Here is a 13,574-nt window from a genome sequence, read left to right on the forward strand (position 1 = left end):
AATCAAGGGGTTGCAGGCATAAGCAAATGAGTACATAATGGCGCCCATCGAACGCAACGAAGCATTAAAAACTTCAATGCATTCAATGAGTTAGAGTAGAGGCAGGCTTCACAAAGCCCACTCAAGTTTATATACGGTGAATGTCAGCGGTAAGGGCATTGATCGTTTGAGGCCGAGTAGCAAAATGGTTATGCAGCGGATTGCAAATCCGCCTACGCCGGTTCGATTCCGACCTCGGCCTCCACTCTCGAAAGCCCCGCAGCCATTAGGTTGCGGGGCTTTTTTTGTGCCTGCGGATTTTACGTATCCGAACATTTGGGACAATCCTGGGACACTGAGATAATTTGCATGTCCCAGGGACGAACGGCAAAATCCGCTGCATGGCGACTATTGAACAGCGTCCCAACGGGACATGGCGGACCAAGATCCGCAAAAAAGGATATCCGGCACTTTCGGCTTCGTTCGACACGAAGGCTGAGGCGCAACGGTGGGCGTCTGAAATCGAGGGGGATATGTCGCGCAAGCGCTTCGTCGATACCAGGGAGGCGGAAGCCACCACTGTCGCGAAGGCGTTAGAGCGCTATGCACGGGAAGTATCTGCGCAGAAGAAGGGGGCGCGCCAGGAGCTGACCCGAATCAAGACGTGGTCCGATGGTAAGTACGGCGGCAAGTCGTTGGCCGAACTTCGGTCGTCCGACCTGGCCGAGTACCGTGACGCGCGCTTGGCCGAAGGTGCTTCGACCAATACCGTGCGCCTATCTCTGGCGCTGATCAGCCATTTATATACGGTGGCTATCAAGGATTGGGGAATTGAGGGATTGAGCAACCCGGTGGCGAAGTTGAGGATGCCCAAAGGTAGCCGCGAGCGTGACCGCCGACCAAGTGCTTCCGAGTTGAAGGCCGTGCTCAAGGCCGCTGGAGAAATCCATGCCGAGATGCCAGTGATTATTGAGGTGGCCGTCGAGACGGCAATGCGGCGCGGTGAGCTACTGACGCTTCGCCGCGAACACATCAAGGGAAAGCATGCATTACTGGAAGACACCAAAAACGGCAGTCGCCGGTTGGTGCCGCTGTCGATCCGTGCACGCGCGCTTCTTGAGTCCCTTCCGGCTCGCATAGATGGGCAAGTGTTTTCCCTCGCCCCGCACTCCGTCAGCCAGTATTTCCTCCGGGCCTGCCGTGCAGCCAAGGTGCAAGATCTGCACTTCCATGACCTGCGGCATGAGGGTACGTCACGCCTGTTTGAAAAGGGTCTTTCGATTATGGAGGCCGCCAGTATCACGGGACACAAAACCATGGGGATGCTCAAACGGTACACCCATCTGTGCCCGGATACGCTGGCCGACAAGCTCGGTTAACTGACGCGGGAAAGCGTCGGTGGTGTCTGGCGCTTCCGCCCAGGTCGCGCCGGGGTGTGCCGACCTTCCTCGTACTCCTGCAAGAACCGTCTCACAGTGCTGACGCGCCAGCATATCCTGCTACCTTGCTTGAAGAACGGGGGTAGCCACGATGCGCCTGCCTGGCGAGCGCTGCGAATAGACGACTCAGAGCGGCCAAGCAGTTTGGCCAGCTCTGGGATGTGGATTACTTCAGGCTCCATTGTTACCTCCCCGACACCTGCGCCCAGCGCTCAGTCGTCACAGTGATAAAATTGCGGATGCCGGTCAGTACCTGGAACATCTCGCCGTCGAATTCGATGAATAGGCCGGATTTCCTGCGCTCAGGTGTGCGGTCGATCACGTCGAGCAGCTTTCCGACGCTGCCGTCCTGCCGGCGTTCGTGGATGTCAAAGCAGGCCATGGCGTTCCACCTCGATGCGCTTCTGAATCCCCACCCGGTAGCTCTCCGGCCGTACCGAAGCAGTGCGCTCGATGTTCTCGATAACGCGCTCTACACCACCCAGGATCGGGTCTATCTGGCGGCCGGCTTTGATCAACTCATCAGCCAGATGCCAGCCTTCGATTTCTTCAATGCGAGACATGACAAAGCTCCTTGCCGGTGTCCGGCAGGCTTGTGGTTATTTGGTGCTGGTGGGTCGAGAGGGCTTCACGAACTGGATCACTGCGAAGATGGCGATAGCGATGGTCAGCAGCAGCCACGCTACGGTGCCGAGGAATGCGCCTATCTGCTCTGCGCCGCTTCCTGTCGCGAGCAATGCCGGTACCGCACGACCAAACCAGTAATCCGTGACGCCCAGGTACAGCGCGGCGCCCAGCAGGAACAGGGGACGTATGAAGGGTTTCATGTGGTGTCCTTGCCGCGCTGGGCGGCAGAAGGTGGGTTAGGGTTTGGCGATCTTGTTCCAGCCGCCCTGGCGATGGGTTTCGTGGTAGGTATCGACGCCGCGGTGTTGCCCGTGGCTGATGCGGCAGAGCTTGCAGGTCCTGGAGTTACCAAAGTCGCCGTACTTCACCGCTTCAAACCTGGTCCAGCGATGGCCGAATGGCTTACAGATAAGCGTTCTGGCCGACATCACGATGGCGTTCCAGAGTTTCGGGTGCTTGGAGTGCAGGTCGTTGTGGATGTGGTTCAGCCGCATTCCCATACGCCAGCGCAGCGGCCGGCTCTTGTCACCCTTGCGCAACGGTTCAGTGATGAGTTTTCCGATTTGTTTGAGCACAGGAATACCTCGCCCGCCGCTCACCGGCAGGCATGTAGGGGGATTGGGGTTACTTCGAAAGTACGGCGTTTTGAAGGGCGTCAGCTTTTTCATCGGCGCGCATGACATGCTTAGCTCTAGAGCAGTCGAGGTCGCCATAGCCGGAAACGCTGTAGCCGATCAACTGCATGAGCTGCGAGCGATCATCCTTCGAGTATTCGCGACAGGCGATGTCGTTCAGGTCAAGTCCGTGCTTTGCGCACAGTTCCTGCATATCGCAGATGATTTGGTTCTTCTTGAACCTGACGACTCGATCAGCCGCTATTTCAACCGGCTGCATTGGTTGGCGCTTGCTCATGGCCTCGGCCCCTTGTAGATGAAGACGTAGGCGAACCAGAGGGTGGCGATCATGGCGTCACCTCCCGGCGCGCCCACTGGACATACGGGCCGTCATCCGTATCGAAGATCCCCATCAGGAACCACTCAGGCCCGGGCGATCCAGGGTTCCAGCCATTGCAGTGGCACTCGCCATCTTCACAAGGGTGGCTGTCCAGCTCGTCGCCGAGGTGCCAGCCTTTCAGCTCGAGGCATTGCTCTTTCGTCCAAGCGATATACGGGGCGGGGTCTTCACCATCTCCAAAACTCGGAATGTTTGGGTGATACCACCAGCCATCCGCGTCGCGCTTTACCTCGACCGGCCCGAAAGGCTTGTTCCCGCTGTGCTCTCCGCACAGAGTTACGAAGTGCACGTCCGAATACTCGCCGCCGCCACTGCTGAACCTGGATTTGCAGCCGCAAGCTGCCGACGCGCCATTGACGAAAGCAATCTCTACAGCGTCTGTAGTTTCCATTGGGCGATACCTGTCCTTGCCGCTATAGCGGCTGACTTTGAAGGGGGAGGGGTTACAGAGAGGGGTTGAGGCGTTTCAGCTCAGGGCTGCAGAGTTTCGGTTCCGCTCCTTTTGTCCTGGTCAATTCTTGCTGCTCGCCACATCAACGCTTCGTAGACGCGTACAGATGATCCGTCCATAGCGCGATAATCCATAGCGGCATCGGTGATGATGGCGACCTTCATGGCTTGCCAGGCAGCATGTGCTTGAGCCGCGCTGGCGTGATGGCCGAGATGTTTCATCTTGCCGCCATGCTTGCAGTACGCCATGAACACGCCGCGGCGCTTCACATAGGAAACACCAAGCGGGTACTCGCCTCGTGCGGCGGTAGATGACGTTAGAAGTGAATTTATGCGCTTTGGAACGAAGCAGCAGGTGCCAGCGGAATAGACCTTGTTGCCAGGAACGAGGATGTCTTTGTCGATTTCGAATCGAAAGCCTTCGGCATCGAACGACGAATAACCTGGCTGGGTGTTACACCACTCGGCAAACTGCTGAAAGTCATCAAAGCCATTGGTCGTGCCGATATATGCAGCGTTACCTCGCTGGTATTGACCGACGGCCAAGCACCTGGCGGAGATCTTATTCCACAGGCCTGATGCTCTTGAGTGATGGGAGATGGTTTTCCCTGGCTGTCGCTCCTTCCAGGTTTTGATCCATTTCCCATCTTCGCCCTTACGATCTGCTTCGCCGTGGATATTGATTCGCTCAAGATCCGCATACGCACGCGGCACGCCGTCAATCGTTTGGTTGGTGGTCATGGCTTGGCTACCTCATCTGGAAATATTGCTAGATAGAGCGGCTCAACTTCCCAGCCAGCCCATGGCGTTTTTGCAACACCTTCGCGGTAAGTCCAAATGCGATCAGGGTGGTCATCGCGACGGTAGCGACAGCCCACTGGCGGCTTCATGCCCGCTCGAATTTCCCAAATAATCCGCATAGCATCAGCAAGCTGCCCACGAGCATCGCCAAATGTCTTCGGTTCATCGCAACCAGGGAACCAAGTTGGAATTTCTTCCTTGCTCATAAATCACCTCAGCAAATCAGTTGTACCAGTACCAGCAGGCACCAGCAGTAGGCGGGGAGTTGGGTCACGGCTTGAATAACGAACCGCACTCGGGGCAACCAATTTTGTTCGCCTCGCTATGGGCGCACTCGTCACTGCTATCTTTGATTTCTGCAACGCTTCGACCCAGCCAGTCTCCGATCCTGCGCATCAACTTGCATTCCTCAGGGCTGCGCCCGACGCCGTCATCGAACCACTCAAGCACCTCCTCAAGCAGCGATGCGCCATTGTTTGCATCCGACAGGTTGTTGGCGACATCCTCCTTGGCCTGGATCAGGTCGGCCCCCAAGCGCTCTATTCTCAGTTTCAATACGGACTCACGAGCCTCGGTTGCGGCAAGTGAGCGGTATGCCATTTCCAGCTTTGCCTTACTCATCTTTACCTTCCGCCGACTTTGCGCAGTCAGTGCATTCGGTCCAGGCACCAGATTCCCAATCAATGCACACTGATCTCTTGCCGTCGCAAGCCATACACTTGGCAGCCTCTGCTGGCTTGAGTGCGGCGTCCCTTCGATCAAACCAGTCGGCAGGAATTCGGGCGAATGTACCTTGGCGACCGGTTACGCTTTCGGATACGTCACGCAACAACCCCTCCAGCACATCCGCCCGCTCATCCGGTGCGGTCAGGCGCTGTTGCAGGGCGTCGCATTCCTCGGCAAATGACTGGGAGCCTTCCTCTGCAAACTTCAGGCTCTGGGCCAGGGCGTCACGCTCGGCGGTTACCCGGTCGAAGTCGGCAGATCTGTAAACCTGAGTCCAAATGCTGTTTAGCGGATTGTCGTCAATTACCAGGAGAACCCTGCAACTCTTCACTTCACTCATGACCCACCTCCAAATAATCAGAAATCACAACCGACGGCCTCTGTAGGCAACCGGCATAAACACAAAATTGCCTCGGGCATCTTGAATGACCGTCCACTCGTCATTGGTCAGTCGAGCCATTAGCTCGCTGAATCGGTATTGGCGGATCATGGGAAGCACCTTGCCGGGCCATGCCCGGTCGGTGGAGTGGGGGAGTTCAGAGTTGTTGCAGAAGCCGCCGGCCTATCCAGCGAACCACGGTGACGGCCTTGCTGTTGCCGATCGCCTTGTAGCGGGGGCCGTCCGGGCATTCGCTGGCAGGCTTGCCGCGCCAGGGGATCAGGGTGTAGTGGTCGGCCATGCCCTGAAGGCGTTCGCACTCGACTGGAACGAGGCGCCGGACCTGAGATCCGCCAACGAGCATGTCGGCCTCGGTCGCCGGGTTGCTGTTGTTACGCATGTTGCCCGCTCGCAAGGTGGGAGACAAAGCAGCCACAATCGGCTGACCCCGCCCCGTGCCGTCATCGCTTCCGTCGAAACCCTCAGCTTTCAGGGTGTGTGTGATGTCGCCTGTAATGCACACGGCCACCTGACCACCGGCGTTGGGATGGCTGCCTGAGTGATTCATTGCGCGCAGGGTGGGGGCGATCTCCCCTGCGTCAGCGCCGTGATCCTTGCAGGAGAAAGCCAGCACTGCATTTTCCTGGCCGTTGTTCCTGCCCAGTGCAAAGGCGAGCTTGTCGCTGACACAGGGGTCTTGCGTACCATGCACCACCAACAGGCCAGATTCAGCGTCCTGACTGGTCGCGCTGCCAGCCGCCTTGCCGTTGGCGTTGAGTGTGCCTGCGATCAAGTGCCCGGCCTGGGCCTGATTGTCGTCTGCGCCGCATGTCCCGACGCCGTTGGCGGTGAGTGCATTGACCGGCTTTTCCTGAACAAAGAATGTCTCGCTGTCCAGGTCATTGCGGCCTTCGTGATGGGTGAGGGTGCCAGACTTCTCGATAGAGCCAGACATGCGCCCGGCGCCGAAGGCGGGGATGCCGCCGAACATAGATACGGCTGGACCGAAGTCGCCTTCGCAGCTCGGGCAGCCATAGGCACCTAACTGCTCGGGAAAGACGTACTCGCATCCTTCTCCGCACTGGAGCGCAGGGCCGAAAGGAGCTGTTCCGGTAACGTCCTGCCCCTGGCCTCGGCGCGGCGCAGTATCCCGGCGCACGCCTTCTCGCTCAAAAAGTACCTCGGTGGGATCGAACCCGCCTCGAGCACTTGCGACAACGAACACACGACGGCGTCGTTGGGCCAGGCCGAAATATTGGGCGTCCAGGACCCGCCACGCGATTGTTCTTTTGGGTCCATACACACAACCAGCGTCCTGCCATTTCTTCCCTGGAGGCTGCAGTTCGCAGTCTTCCCCAGCAAGCGCGCCAAGAAAGCATCCGAAGGCGTTCCCTTTGTCGCTGAGGACGCCGGGGACGTTCTCCCAGACGATGACGCTGGCGGGCTTTCGCTGGCCGGCTCGAACATAGTCAACTGCATCTGCAAGCTCCACATATTTGATGGTGAGGGCTCCGCGCGGGTCGGTGAGGCCTTCGCGCATTCCTGCGACCGAGAAGGCCTGGCACGGGGTGCCGCCGACCAGCACGTCCGGCGCTGGGATCTTGCCGGCTAGCACCAGGGCGGCCAGCTTGGTCATGTCGCCGTGGTTCGGCACGTCGGGGTAGTGGTGGGCCAGGACCGCCGAGGGGAATGGCTCAATCTCGGCGAACCATGCGGCGCGCATGCCCAGCGGGTGCCACCCTTGCGTAGCTGCCTCGATTCCGGAGCAAACTGAGCCGTAAGTTATTTCCACGGTGTATCTCCAGTCAGGCGCCGCCCTCCGCGTTACCGGATGCAGCGAGTAGGGTGGGTTATTCGTCGTGGCAGATGCGAAGGGATTCTCGGTTGTAGGCGAGCTGCAGTTTTGCCGACACGTTTTCGGACATCTCATAACTGTGTCGCGGAGGATCGAGAAACTGGGCTGACCCTGTGGGGCCAAGGCCGTGCAGGTGGTGAATCATCAAGGTCATGGCCTCGCCCTGTTCCTCAATACCGTGCCAGGCCATCAGGTCAGCCAGGGCTTGGCGGGTGCCGGCCATGGTGTGGAGTCGCAATTCTTCCTCGCCGCGAGTCTTTCGCCTCGCCGCAGTCTTTGCCGATCGTTCTTTCTGCGCGGCAGCCATGGCCTACCTCTTCTATTCCGCTGGCCGGCAGTGCGAGCCAGGTTTGGCGTTTGCGTTGTTGGGTGCGGGCTATGCGGCGCATGAACGACGCCCTAAAGATGCCTTCGGATAGTCAATTCCGTATTCAGTCAGGATGCGTACCAGCGTCGCGTTGGATATGGCGAGCTTCCCGCAGACCTGGCGCCTAGTGATTCCAAGCTCCTTGAAGGTCTTGATGCGCTCTGCGAACTTGGCGTCGCGCGCCGCAATTTCCTTTTTGCGCTCAGGCCCGTTGTAACCGCCGTGATTCGAACGCTTGAACTCAAAACCAAAATCCTTGGCCAGCTCCCTTAGCGTTCTACTTGTCATTCCGAGAGCCATCGAGACTTCGCTTTGGGTATGCGTTGGTGCCAAGGCCTTTGCCTGCTCGGCCTTCTCTGCGCGCCGGTCGTGCCTGGCGTCGAGTGGTGCATAAGGCAGCGGAGGCGTTTCAGCACGACGCCGAACAAATGGCTTCGGCGCTGGTGGCGTCTGGGGTACATATACGACAGCCTTCGGTGGCGGTGGCGGCTCGGCCACTTCTATCTCGCCACCAGCCGCCACAAACTCGGCGATCTGTGCAGCCAGCTCATCATGAGCAGGGCGCAGCCGTTCCACTTCGTTACGGAGGATGCTGATCATGCTGCTTTACTCCTCATCCGCTCCCGCATTTCCTTCTCAAGGTCGGCCAGTTCTTCCAGGAAGGCCTTGATTTCAGCTTCCATCTCGCGGGCGCGCTTGAAGTCGAACTCATACCGGAAGCAGACGTATTGAAGTTCCTCTGGAAGGCGGTCGTCATAACTCACGAAGTCCGCCCACTTACGGCCGGTGCAAGCCATCTGGGCAAGCATTTGCCACTCGTATTGGCTGTCGTGGCGCCCGGCCTGGATCACTGAGATGTGGGTAGCGGTGTGCGGACATTTGATCTCGATCAGACCGTCAGTGCCGACAACCCCATCCGGCGATGCTGCGAACCCAGCGATAACCGGGTGTTCGATCAGCCCGACCTCCTGAATCATCAACCCCTTGTCGATCTCGTAGGCCGACCGGGCCACCGGTTCAAGCTCAGTGCCGCGCTGTACTGCCAAATTGCGGGATAAGTCAGGGCCGCTCTGGTTGCCGGTCAGGCGCTCACAGAGCAGGTCCATCATGTAGTTACGGCGGGTGGCCGATGGTTCCTTGCCACGACCCTTGGTCATCACGTCCTTTACCTTGCTGGCCGTGACCTTGCCCAGGCGGGCGCGAATCCACTCATCACTCCCCTGTTGCATGTTGCACCTCCTCGAAATCAGCATCGACTGGCTCGGACAGCTCTTTTTTGCGCTCGTCCTTAGCCTTGGTGAGTGCGGCGCGCTCGGTCGGTAGATCCTTCCAGGCTGCCGTGAAGGCCGCTTGCAGCTCTTCCATCGACTGAGCGTTACGGATGGTCTCTATGGCTGGCCCAGCATCCATAGACGGCGCTGGAACGTCATTCGTGACGATCCGCTCGGCCTCATCTTGGTCGTAGATACCGGCAAAGCCGAATGCTAAGCGCGCGCACTGGATCATCGCCTTGTGGCGCAACATGCGGCGAGGGTGGGACTGCCAGGGTTGCGTTCCCCGCTTGCACTCAGCCATGTACTCGGTTGCGCTGATCGCGTGGCCACGGTCCTTGCGGTAGATCTTGCAGGTGCACTCGGTGCCGTCCTTGTCCATCGAGAACTCCATGCCGTCGAACGCTGGGTTCTCGTTGATGATCCTGGCCCAGCCGTCGACCCCGACGACAGGGACGATGCCACCCTTGTCCGGGAAGGCGTAGATCTCTTTGGTCCATGGGTTCAGGCCGTACTGATCGGCGACGATCATCAGAGCCTGCATCTGTGCGTCGGTGACCTGACCCTTGAACGCCGTGGCCTTGAGGGTCGCCATCATTTCTTGAGGATCTACGCCGAAACGCTCTGCCATTCGGCCAGACAGGCTCTTCTGTTTGATTGTGGCTACGTTGGTTGCGGACATGACTATCTCTCCGCGCCACCGGAGAGGGGCGCTGTGAAGGGGGTTATTGGGTGGCTTTGGCGATGGCACTATTAGCTGCGTGGGCTGCTTTGTTCTGGAGGCTCTGATAACCCTTGTCAGCCGCGCAGTGGGCCAGCGCATCAAGTGCAAGCCTGAGGGCTATCAGCAGCTCAGGAGCGGCGGCGATCAGCTTGGCGTTGGCCAAATATTCGTCGCGGCGATAATTCACTTCGGCCAAAGTCCAGTAGTTGGTATCAACCATGGTTTCCGGCTTTGGCTCGATGGTCGCTATTCGTCCACTAGACCATTCGTCACCACCGGGGATTATTACCCAAGGCCCAGGCGTGTGATTATTCATGATTTCCACCTATTGAGTGATTCGATTAGCGAGCGCGCCGAGCAACATCACGACAGTAAAGAATGCGAGTGCTATGGCAGAACCGCGCCAGAAGCAGTAGCGCTTGGCTCTTTGGTAATTGGTCACGACATAAGCTCCTTTGGCACGCTGACGGTATCGCCAAGGACTGAGGCGACAATTGCACGGCAGGCGGCGAGGAGTGGTGTTTCGCCAGTGCCCAAATGACCCTCCGCATGCGCCCACCATGATTCAGTACCCGACTGGTTCAGCGCAGTTACGCAGCGGCTGATCAATGGACCACCCTGGCTCCAATCAAGAGAAGGCTGAAGCCTCGTGCCGTACGGTGTGCGGATCTCGTAATAGGTCTTGCTTGGGGTTTCATGAGTAACGATTTTTGCGTTGACCCAGCCAGCGGACTTTGCCACAGACCATTCCAGTGCCGTGCCTACAAGATCTTGCGTCTTCACTTCTACGAACTCGCTCACATCGCCACCTTGCAAGTCCAGCGGCCCGCACACTTGCAAGGCTGCTCGATCCATTTCACTTCGGCCAGAAACAAGAAACCCTGATTTCTCAGGGCCTCGGCGATACCTTTGAATGATCCGGCGATGATGGTCATGCGGCCTCCTTGCGCTGCCTGGTGATTTTCAGGAGGCGCTGACAGTAGTGGTTGAACTCTTCGGTGGTGATCACGTTGCCGGTGAGCATGTTGGTGATCATGTTCAGGACGATGTGCTGAGAGCCTTCTGGGCTGTCTGGATGGGTCATAGTGTCCAGGGCCTCGTCGATCAGGATGTGCGGGCTCATAGGTCGGCATCCACGTCGTCTTCGGCCGCTTCCCGCTCCGCTGCTACAGCTTCTTCGGCATAGGGCCTGAGCAGGTCCGTGGCGATCTTCTCGGCGGCTTCGATGGGGCGTGGCTGGCCGATCAAGTCAGCAGCGTGGCCGCGCGAATCCGCCTGACTGCCGAGGATCGAGGACAGGAACAGTCTGGCGAATGAGTCGCGCTGGTCCATTCCGTCGATCTGGCGCTGGTTCAGGTGGCCTTGCAGGTAAGTGCAGAACCGGTCGAACGTCACCACCTGCGGCTGGCCGTAGCGGCGCTTCCATTTGATGTCTATGCCGCACACCAACTGCTCGGCCGAGTGTTCCAGCCATTCCTGTTCCGGGTTCGCCTCGCTGATCTCTGGAGGCAACTGAGCGTCGTAACGCTCTTGGCATATCTTCAATGCTGCGTTCATGGTTGCCTCCAGGGTGGCGGGTTTTAATCTTCAGGCTCACATGCGTAGGATTCCGGATTCGGATGGCTGTGGTCTTCTTCACCACACGCCCGACATTCCAGATAGCTGTAGTGAACCGTTCCACTGACGGCGCCCGGATCGCTGCGCCATTGGCTTACACGACGCCAGCTATGATCGGCTTCGCATTTCTTGTCGCTCATGGCGACCTCCAGTGTTTGGGGTTAGGCGGAACGGGCGGCGAGCATGGCGTCGGCGACCCTATATGCGTGTTCAACAACGCCAGTGACGCACCACTGCTGCCATTGCTCGACAGTCAATGACTTGTCGGCGCGGTCGCCGTAACGCTGATCGTCTGGCACCGCAAGCATTCCCTGCATGGCCTTGGCCGCGAAGTAGTCGCGCAGGCTCATGCCCTTGTCGTGAAACTCGGTTACCGGTCCGCGACCTTGATCTGAGCGCGCGGTGTATGTACCTGGGAACGCAGCACCGCCATTTGGCTTGCTCATGACTATCTCCATTCGTTGGTTCACCTGTATTCGTCAGCCCTCATTCCTGCTGGTTGCCGATGGGCGCGGGGAGGAGTGCTGACGGGTAGAGGCGCACAGGGGCATTAGCGTTTTGTCTTGGCAGCTAATATCATCCAAGCGCTGCATACATGGATGATCATTACTTTCCCTATGGGGCTGCTTAAATGGAAAGAAGCTACTTTTTGACGATGCTTTTACTGGTCCTTCATCAGATAGATGCTGCCTTTTGGCGCGAGTGGGAGTTGTTTTTCTTGCCCGGTGGTGTTCAAGGCTTTCTGCTCTTCAATGCCTTAGTCATACCCGTGTTAATGATTGGGTATCGGCATGTTTTACTGGGCACGAGTCGCGCGTCGTTCTTTGCCAAGATCTGCGCTGGTTTAGGTACGCTGACATTCGTTATCCATGCCGGACTCGCTCTGGCTGGCGCGCATCAGTTTCATTTGCCCGCTTCTATTGCCGTCATAATTCTTTGTTTGATCAGCTCGATATGGTTGCTGGTCAATACCCGAAATCACGATGCTAGGCTTGCTGACTCTCCTGCGATCTGATGCGTTTAAGCGGCTAGGCCGCGCCTTCGTACGCATCGGACTGCTCTCAGGCTTCCGGTGGAGGTTCTTGAACAGTCTCAAGCCTGCCGTGAAAGGTGGAGAGCAGTCCGATGCGCTCTCATAGAGAGGATCGGGCAGTTAACGTGAGGCTCACGTTTGGCGCTGGTTGTTCAGTCGTAAATTCCGTAGCTCAGGTCATCCGTATCGCAATCGATCAAAAGCATTGCGTTGCCGAAGTACAGGGCTGCCAACATGCGCTCCCACTTCGAATAAACCTGCATGTTAATGGCTAGCTTTTTGTCATCCAGCTTTGCGCTGTAGACCTCGCCAAAGGCGATGGTTGGTTTCCAGCGATCGCCGGTTTCACGTTCGCCTTTGATGCTCACGTGCAGAGCATGTTTCAGGCTGTAGTTGCTGCGTGAGGATGACGAGTAGTGGCTGCTCCGGTAACTGCCTTCTGGCTCCGGATCGAAGTAGATGTGAAGTGTTTTGTGTGAGTAGCTGCCGTCTCCTTCCTCAATACGGATTTCCGGACGCTCCCATTGGCCTTCTGCTGCGCTGTCCTTGTGATGCTCGATGAATTCGTCGAGCAGGGCCTTCAGCGATACCTCGCCAGCTATCAGGCCATCGCCGGTAAGCACCTCAGTGATCGACTTGTCCGCCTGCTCCAAGATGATTGCGCCCAGGCCAGCCGCTTCCCACCGCTGACGAAGCGCATTCGCCACTACTGCGTTGTAACGCTGAAGGTCGAACACGTCGGAGACGTTGGCCGGCAACGCAGCCTTGACAGCCTCCTTGATGGCTCCGCCGAAATCGCCATAGGAGCGGAAGGTGTCGCTAACAACTTCTTTGAACAGCTTCTCGATACCCTCGTCGATCAGCTCGCGCGGGCGGTCTGACTGGGCGTATGCAGTGACGCGCTCGGCAAGCAGCGCTTGAAGGGTTTGTTCGCTCATTTGAGGCTCCGTGCTTGATGGGTTGTTTTCCCGCTGCCACCGATGCGGTGGCAGAAGTGAAAAGGTCCGTCATGCAGTCAACGCGATCAGCTTCTGGCGGCAGTCGCGAACCTCGGCCATGCAGCGAGCGGCTTCAGTCTTGTCACCGCCGCGCAGCGCTTGCTTGGCCCAGTGCGTCCAGTCATCAATGAAGCCTTGAAGGTCCGCGGCGAGCGCTTGCTGGGTGCTGACGAACTGACCTTTGTCGTTACGAATAGCCATGGTGAATTCCTCTTGGTTGTCATCCCAAGCAGCCCTCGCGAGAAGGCTGCTCAGTGATGCTTTCCACCGTGACCCGCTACTGGCGTCGGTCAC

The 13,574-nt window shown here is 58.1% G+C and carries 27 protein-coding genes and 1 tRNA gene; 3 read left to right on the plus strand and 25 right to left on the minus strand.

Annotated elements, in window-relative coordinates; all coding sequences use genetic code 11:
• Window positions 1–170 precede the first annotated feature (170 nt).
• Both BFL40_RS12495 and BFL40_RS12500 read left to right on the plus strand, forming a co-directional pair.
• Window positions 171–244 (plus strand) — tRNA-Cys (locus tag BFL40_RS12495).
• A 136-nt stretch (window positions 245–380) separates the two neighbouring features.
• Window positions 381–1,358, plus strand: a complete 978-nt coding sequence (locus tag BFL40_RS12500; protein WP_071484282.1) for a tyrosine-type recombinase/integrase — start codon at window positions 381–383, stop codon at window positions 1,356–1,358.
• Here the strand turns inward: BFL40_RS12500 and BFL40_RS34325 are convergent.
• The 23 genes from BFL40_RS34325 to BFL40_RS12595 form a co-directional block, all read right to left on the minus strand.
• Window positions 1,355–1,600, minus strand: a complete 246-nt coding sequence (locus BFL40_RS34325; RefSeq protein WP_074851441.1) for a helix-turn-helix transcriptional regulator — start codon at window positions 1,598–1,600, stop codon at window positions 1,355–1,357. The two genes, BFL40_RS12500 and BFL40_RS34325, sit on opposite strands and share 4 nt — an antisense overlap.
• Window positions 1,601–1,602: 2 nt before the next feature.
• Window positions 1,603–1,800: a hypothetical protein gene (locus BFL40_RS12505; RefSeq protein WP_071484283.1), complete on the minus strand. Its 198-nt coding sequence runs from the start codon at window positions 1,798–1,800 to the stop codon at window positions 1,603–1,605.
• Window positions 1,787–1,981: a hypothetical protein gene (locus tag BFL40_RS12510; protein WP_071484284.1), complete on the minus strand. Its 195-nt coding sequence runs from the start codon at window positions 1,979–1,981 to the stop codon at window positions 1,787–1,789. The genes BFL40_RS12505 and BFL40_RS12510 overlap by 14 nt, the downstream gene beginning before the upstream one ends.
• A 36-nt stretch (window positions 1,982–2,017) precedes the next feature.
• Entirely contained in the window at window positions 2,018–2,245 is a 228-nt protein-coding gene (locus BFL40_RS12515) for a hypothetical protein (protein ID WP_071484285.1), read from the minus strand.
• A 36-nt stretch (window positions 2,246–2,281) separates the two neighbouring features.
• Entirely contained in the window at window positions 2,282–2,713 is a 432-nt protein-coding gene (locus BFL40_RS12520; RefSeq protein WP_139213485.1) for a hypothetical protein, read from the minus strand.
• Window positions 2,670–2,957, minus strand: coding sequence for a hypothetical protein (locus BFL40_RS12525; RefSeq protein ID WP_071484287.1), 288 nt, complete (start codon window positions 2,955–2,957; stop codon window positions 2,670–2,672). The genes BFL40_RS12520 and BFL40_RS12525 overlap by 44 nt, the downstream gene beginning before the upstream one ends.
• 49 nt (window positions 2,958–3,006) lie before the next feature.
• On the minus strand, window positions 3,007–3,450 hold the full coding sequence (locus BFL40_RS12530; RefSeq protein WP_235864668.1) for a hypothetical protein: 444 nt from the start codon (window positions 3,448–3,450) through the stop codon (window positions 3,007–3,009).
• Between the two features lie 80 nt (window positions 3,451–3,530).
• The gene (locus BFL40_RS12535; RefSeq protein ID WP_071484288.1) at window positions 3,531–4,250 is read right to left on the minus strand and encodes a hypothetical protein; all 720 of its coding nucleotides are present in this window, start codon (window positions 4,248–4,250) and stop codon (window positions 3,531–3,533) included.
• On the minus strand, window positions 4,247–4,516 hold the full coding sequence (locus BFL40_RS33710) for a hypothetical protein (RefSeq protein WP_139213484.1): 270 nt from the start codon (window positions 4,514–4,516) through the stop codon (window positions 4,247–4,249). The genes BFL40_RS12535 and BFL40_RS33710 overlap by 4 nt, the downstream gene beginning before the upstream one ends.
• 64 nt (window positions 4,517–4,580) lie before the next feature.
• Window positions 4,581–4,931 (minus strand): hypothetical protein, encoded by a 351-nt coding sequence (locus BFL40_RS12540; RefSeq protein ID WP_071484289.1) that lies wholly within the window; start codon window positions 4,929–4,931, stop codon window positions 4,581–4,583.
• Window positions 4,924–5,376, minus strand: a complete 453-nt coding sequence (locus BFL40_RS12545) for a hypothetical protein (RefSeq protein ID WP_071484290.1) — start codon at window positions 5,374–5,376, stop codon at window positions 4,924–4,926. Before BFL40_RS12545 ends, BFL40_RS12540 begins: the two co-directional genes overlap by 8 nt.
• 196 nt (window positions 5,377–5,572) lie before the next feature.
• Window positions 5,573–7,207 carry a DNA cytosine methyltransferase gene (locus BFL40_RS12550; RefSeq protein ID WP_071484291.1) on the minus strand — a complete coding sequence of 545 codons (1,635 nt, stop codon included), beginning with the start codon at window positions 7,205–7,207 and terminating at the stop codon, window positions 5,573–5,575.
• A 58-nt stretch (window positions 7,208–7,265) separates the two neighbouring features.
• Complete coding sequence (locus tag BFL40_RS12555) at window positions 7,266–7,577, minus strand: hypothetical protein (RefSeq protein WP_071484292.1); 312 nt, start codon at window positions 7,575–7,577, stop codon at window positions 7,266–7,268.
• Window positions 7,578–7,646: 69 nt separating this feature from the next.
• The gene (locus BFL40_RS12560) at window positions 7,647–8,237 is read right to left on the minus strand and encodes a hypothetical protein (protein ID WP_071484293.1); all 591 of its coding nucleotides are present in this window, start codon (window positions 8,235–8,237) and stop codon (window positions 7,647–7,649) included.
• Complete coding sequence (locus BFL40_RS12565; RefSeq protein WP_071484294.1) at window positions 8,234–8,866, minus strand: lambda exonuclease family protein; 633 nt, start codon at window positions 8,864–8,866, stop codon at window positions 8,234–8,236. The genes BFL40_RS12560 and BFL40_RS12565 overlap by 4 nt, the downstream gene beginning before the upstream one ends.
• Complete coding sequence (bet, locus tag BFL40_RS12570) at window positions 8,850–9,590, minus strand: phage recombination protein Bet (protein WP_218027738.1); 741 nt, start codon at window positions 9,588–9,590, stop codon at window positions 8,850–8,852. Before bet ends, BFL40_RS12565 begins: the two co-directional genes overlap by 17 nt.
• Before the next feature lie 43 nt (window positions 9,591–9,633).
• The gene (locus BFL40_RS12575) at window positions 9,634–9,948 is read right to left on the minus strand and encodes an XkdD/Y8K6 family phage-associated protein (RefSeq protein ID WP_139213483.1); all 315 of its coding nucleotides are present in this window, start codon (window positions 9,946–9,948) and stop codon (window positions 9,634–9,636) included.
• A 122-nt stretch (window positions 9,949–10,070) separates the two neighbouring features.
• Window positions 10,071–10,433: a phage protein NinX family protein gene (locus BFL40_RS12580; protein WP_071484296.1), complete on the minus strand. Its 363-nt coding sequence runs from the start codon at window positions 10,431–10,433 to the stop codon at window positions 10,071–10,073.
• Window positions 10,430–10,567, minus strand: coding sequence for a hypothetical protein (locus BFL40_RS34080; RefSeq protein WP_162843024.1), 138 nt, complete (start codon window positions 10,565–10,567; stop codon window positions 10,430–10,432). Before BFL40_RS34080 ends, BFL40_RS12580 begins: the two co-directional genes overlap by 4 nt.
• Window positions 10,564–10,755 carry a hypothetical protein gene (locus BFL40_RS12585; protein WP_071484297.1) on the minus strand — a complete coding sequence of 64 codons (192 nt, stop codon included), beginning with the start codon at window positions 10,753–10,755 and terminating at the stop codon, window positions 10,564–10,566. The genes BFL40_RS34080 and BFL40_RS12585 overlap by 4 nt, the downstream gene beginning before the upstream one ends.
• The gene (locus BFL40_RS12590) at window positions 10,752–11,189 is read right to left on the minus strand and encodes a hypothetical protein (protein WP_071484298.1); all 438 of its coding nucleotides are present in this window, start codon (window positions 11,187–11,189) and stop codon (window positions 10,752–10,754) included. The genes BFL40_RS12585 and BFL40_RS12590 overlap by 4 nt, the downstream gene beginning before the upstream one ends.
• A gap of 23 nt (window positions 11,190–11,212) precedes the next feature.
• Window positions 11,213–11,389, minus strand: a complete 177-nt coding sequence (locus BFL40_RS34085) for a hypothetical protein (RefSeq protein ID WP_159440218.1) — start codon at window positions 11,387–11,389, stop codon at window positions 11,213–11,215.
• Between the two features lie 21 nt (window positions 11,390–11,410).
• Window positions 11,411–11,695, minus strand: a complete 285-nt coding sequence (locus tag BFL40_RS12595; protein WP_074851786.1) for a hypothetical protein — start codon at window positions 11,693–11,695, stop codon at window positions 11,411–11,413.
• Between the two features lie 185 nt (window positions 11,696–11,880).
• Here BFL40_RS12595 and BFL40_RS12600 point away from each other — a divergent pair, with 185 nt between their 5' ends.
• Window positions 11,881–12,264 (plus strand): DUF6713 family protein, encoded by a 384-nt coding sequence (locus BFL40_RS12600; protein WP_017479588.1) that lies wholly within the window; start codon window positions 11,881–11,883, stop codon window positions 12,262–12,264.
• A gap of 170 nt (window positions 12,265–12,434) precedes the next feature.
• Here BFL40_RS12600 and BFL40_RS12605 read toward each other — a convergent pair whose 3' ends face one another.
• Together BFL40_RS12605 and BFL40_RS12610 are read right to left on the minus strand one after the other, a co-directional pair.
• Entirely contained in the window at window positions 12,435–13,220 is a 786-nt protein-coding gene (locus BFL40_RS12605; protein ID WP_071483912.1) for a hypothetical protein, read from the minus strand.
• 69 nt (window positions 13,221–13,289) lie between these two features.
• On the minus strand, window positions 13,290–13,481 hold the full coding sequence (locus BFL40_RS12610; protein WP_071483913.1) for a hypothetical protein: 192 nt from the start codon (window positions 13,479–13,481) through the stop codon (window positions 13,290–13,292).
• Window positions 13,482–13,574 lie beyond the last annotated feature (93 nt).

Origin of the sequence: Pseudomonas costantinii (assembly GCF_001870435.1) — a bacterium.
In the GTDB taxonomy this organism is placed as follows: Bacteria; Pseudomonadota; Gammaproteobacteria; order Pseudomonadales; family Pseudomonadaceae; genus Aquipseudomonas; species Aquipseudomonas costantinii.

Excerpts from the sequence above, each read along its gene's own strand:
- BFL40_RS12500 (WP_071484282.1), top strand. The coding sequence starts at position 381 with ATGGCGACTATTGAACAGCGTCCCAACGGGACATGGCGGACCAAGATC.
- BFL40_RS34325 (WP_074851441.1), bottom strand. The coding sequence starts at position 1,600 with ATGGAGCCTGAAGTAATCCACATCCCAGAGCTGGCCAAACTGCTTGGC.
- BFL40_RS12505 (WP_071484283.1), bottom strand. The coding sequence starts at position 1,800 with ATGGCCTGCTTTGACATCCACGAACGCCGGCAGGACGGCAGCGTCGGA.
- BFL40_RS12510 (WP_071484284.1), bottom strand. The coding sequence starts at position 1,981 with ATGTCTCGCATTGAAGAAATCGAAGGCTGGCATCTGGCTGATGAGTTG.
- BFL40_RS12515 (WP_071484285.1), bottom strand. The coding sequence starts at position 2,245 with ATGAAACCCTTCATACGTCCCCTGTTCCTGCTGGGCGCCGCGCTGTAC.
- BFL40_RS12520 (WP_139213485.1), bottom strand. The coding sequence starts at position 2,713 with ATGAAAAAGCTGACGCCCTTCAAAACGCCGTACTTTCGAAGTAACCCC.
- BFL40_RS12525 (WP_071484287.1), bottom strand. The coding sequence starts at position 2,957 with ATGAGCAAGCGCCAACCAATGCAGCCGGTTGAAATAGCGGCTGATCGA.
- BFL40_RS12530 (WP_235864668.1), bottom strand. The coding sequence starts at position 3,450 with ATGGAAACTACAGACGCTGTAGAGATTGCTTTCGTCAATGGCGCGTCG.
- BFL40_RS12535 (WP_071484288.1), bottom strand. The coding sequence starts at position 4,250 with ATGACCACCAACCAAACGATTGACGGCGTGCCGCGTGCGTATGCGGAT.
- BFL40_RS33710 (WP_139213484.1), bottom strand. The coding sequence starts at position 4,516 with ATGAGCAAGGAAGAAATTCCAACTTGGTTCCCTGGTTGCGATGAACCG.
- BFL40_RS12540 (WP_071484289.1), bottom strand. The coding sequence starts at position 4,931 with ATGAGTAAGGCAAAGCTGGAAATGGCATACCGCTCACTTGCCGCAACC.
- BFL40_RS12545 (WP_071484290.1), bottom strand. The coding sequence starts at position 5,376 with ATGAGTGAAGTGAAGAGTTGCAGGGTTCTCCTGGTAATTGACGACAAT.
- BFL40_RS12555 (WP_071484292.1), bottom strand. The coding sequence starts at position 7,577 with ATGGCTGCCGCGCAGAAAGAACGATCGGCAAAGACTGCGGCGAGGCGA.
- BFL40_RS12560 (WP_071484293.1), bottom strand. The coding sequence starts at position 8,237 with ATGATCAGCATCCTCCGTAACGAAGTGGAACGGCTGCGCCCTGCTCAT.
- BFL40_RS12565 (WP_071484294.1), bottom strand. The coding sequence starts at position 8,866 with ATGCAACAGGGGAGTGATGAGTGGATTCGCGCCCGCCTGGGCAAGGTC.
- bet (WP_218027738.1), bottom strand. The coding sequence starts at position 9,590 with ATGTCCGCAACCAACGTAGCCACAATCAAACAGAAGAGCCTGTCTGGC.
- BFL40_RS12575 (WP_139213483.1), bottom strand. The coding sequence starts at position 9,948 with ATGAATAATCACACGCCTGGGCCTTGGGTAATAATCCCCGGTGGTGAC.
- BFL40_RS34080 (WP_162843024.1), bottom strand. The coding sequence starts at position 10,567 with ATGACCATCATCGCCGGATCATTCAAAGGTATCGCCGAGGCCCTGAGA.
- BFL40_RS12585 (WP_071484297.1), bottom strand. The coding sequence starts at position 10,755 with ATGAGCCCGCACATCCTGATCGACGAGGCCCTGGACACTATGACCCAT.
- BFL40_RS12590 (WP_071484298.1), bottom strand. The coding sequence starts at position 11,189 with ATGAACGCAGCATTGAAGATATGCCAAGAGCGTTACGACGCTCAGTTG.
- BFL40_RS34085 (WP_159440218.1), bottom strand. The coding sequence starts at position 11,389 with ATGAGCGACAAGAAATGCGAAGCCGATCATAGCTGGCGTCGTGTAAGC.
- BFL40_RS12595 (WP_074851786.1), bottom strand. The coding sequence starts at position 11,695 with ATGAGCAAGCCAAATGGCGGTGCTGCGTTCCCAGGTACATACACCGCG.
- BFL40_RS12600 (WP_017479588.1), top strand. The coding sequence starts at position 11,881 with ATGGAAAGAAGCTACTTTTTGACGATGCTTTTACTGGTCCTTCATCAG.
- BFL40_RS12605 (WP_071483912.1), bottom strand. The coding sequence starts at position 13,220 with ATGAGCGAACAAACCCTTCAAGCGCTGCTTGCCGAGCGCGTCACTGCA.
- BFL40_RS12610 (WP_071483913.1), bottom strand. The coding sequence starts at position 13,481 with ATGGCTATTCGTAACGACAAAGGTCAGTTCGTCAGCACCCAGCAAGCG.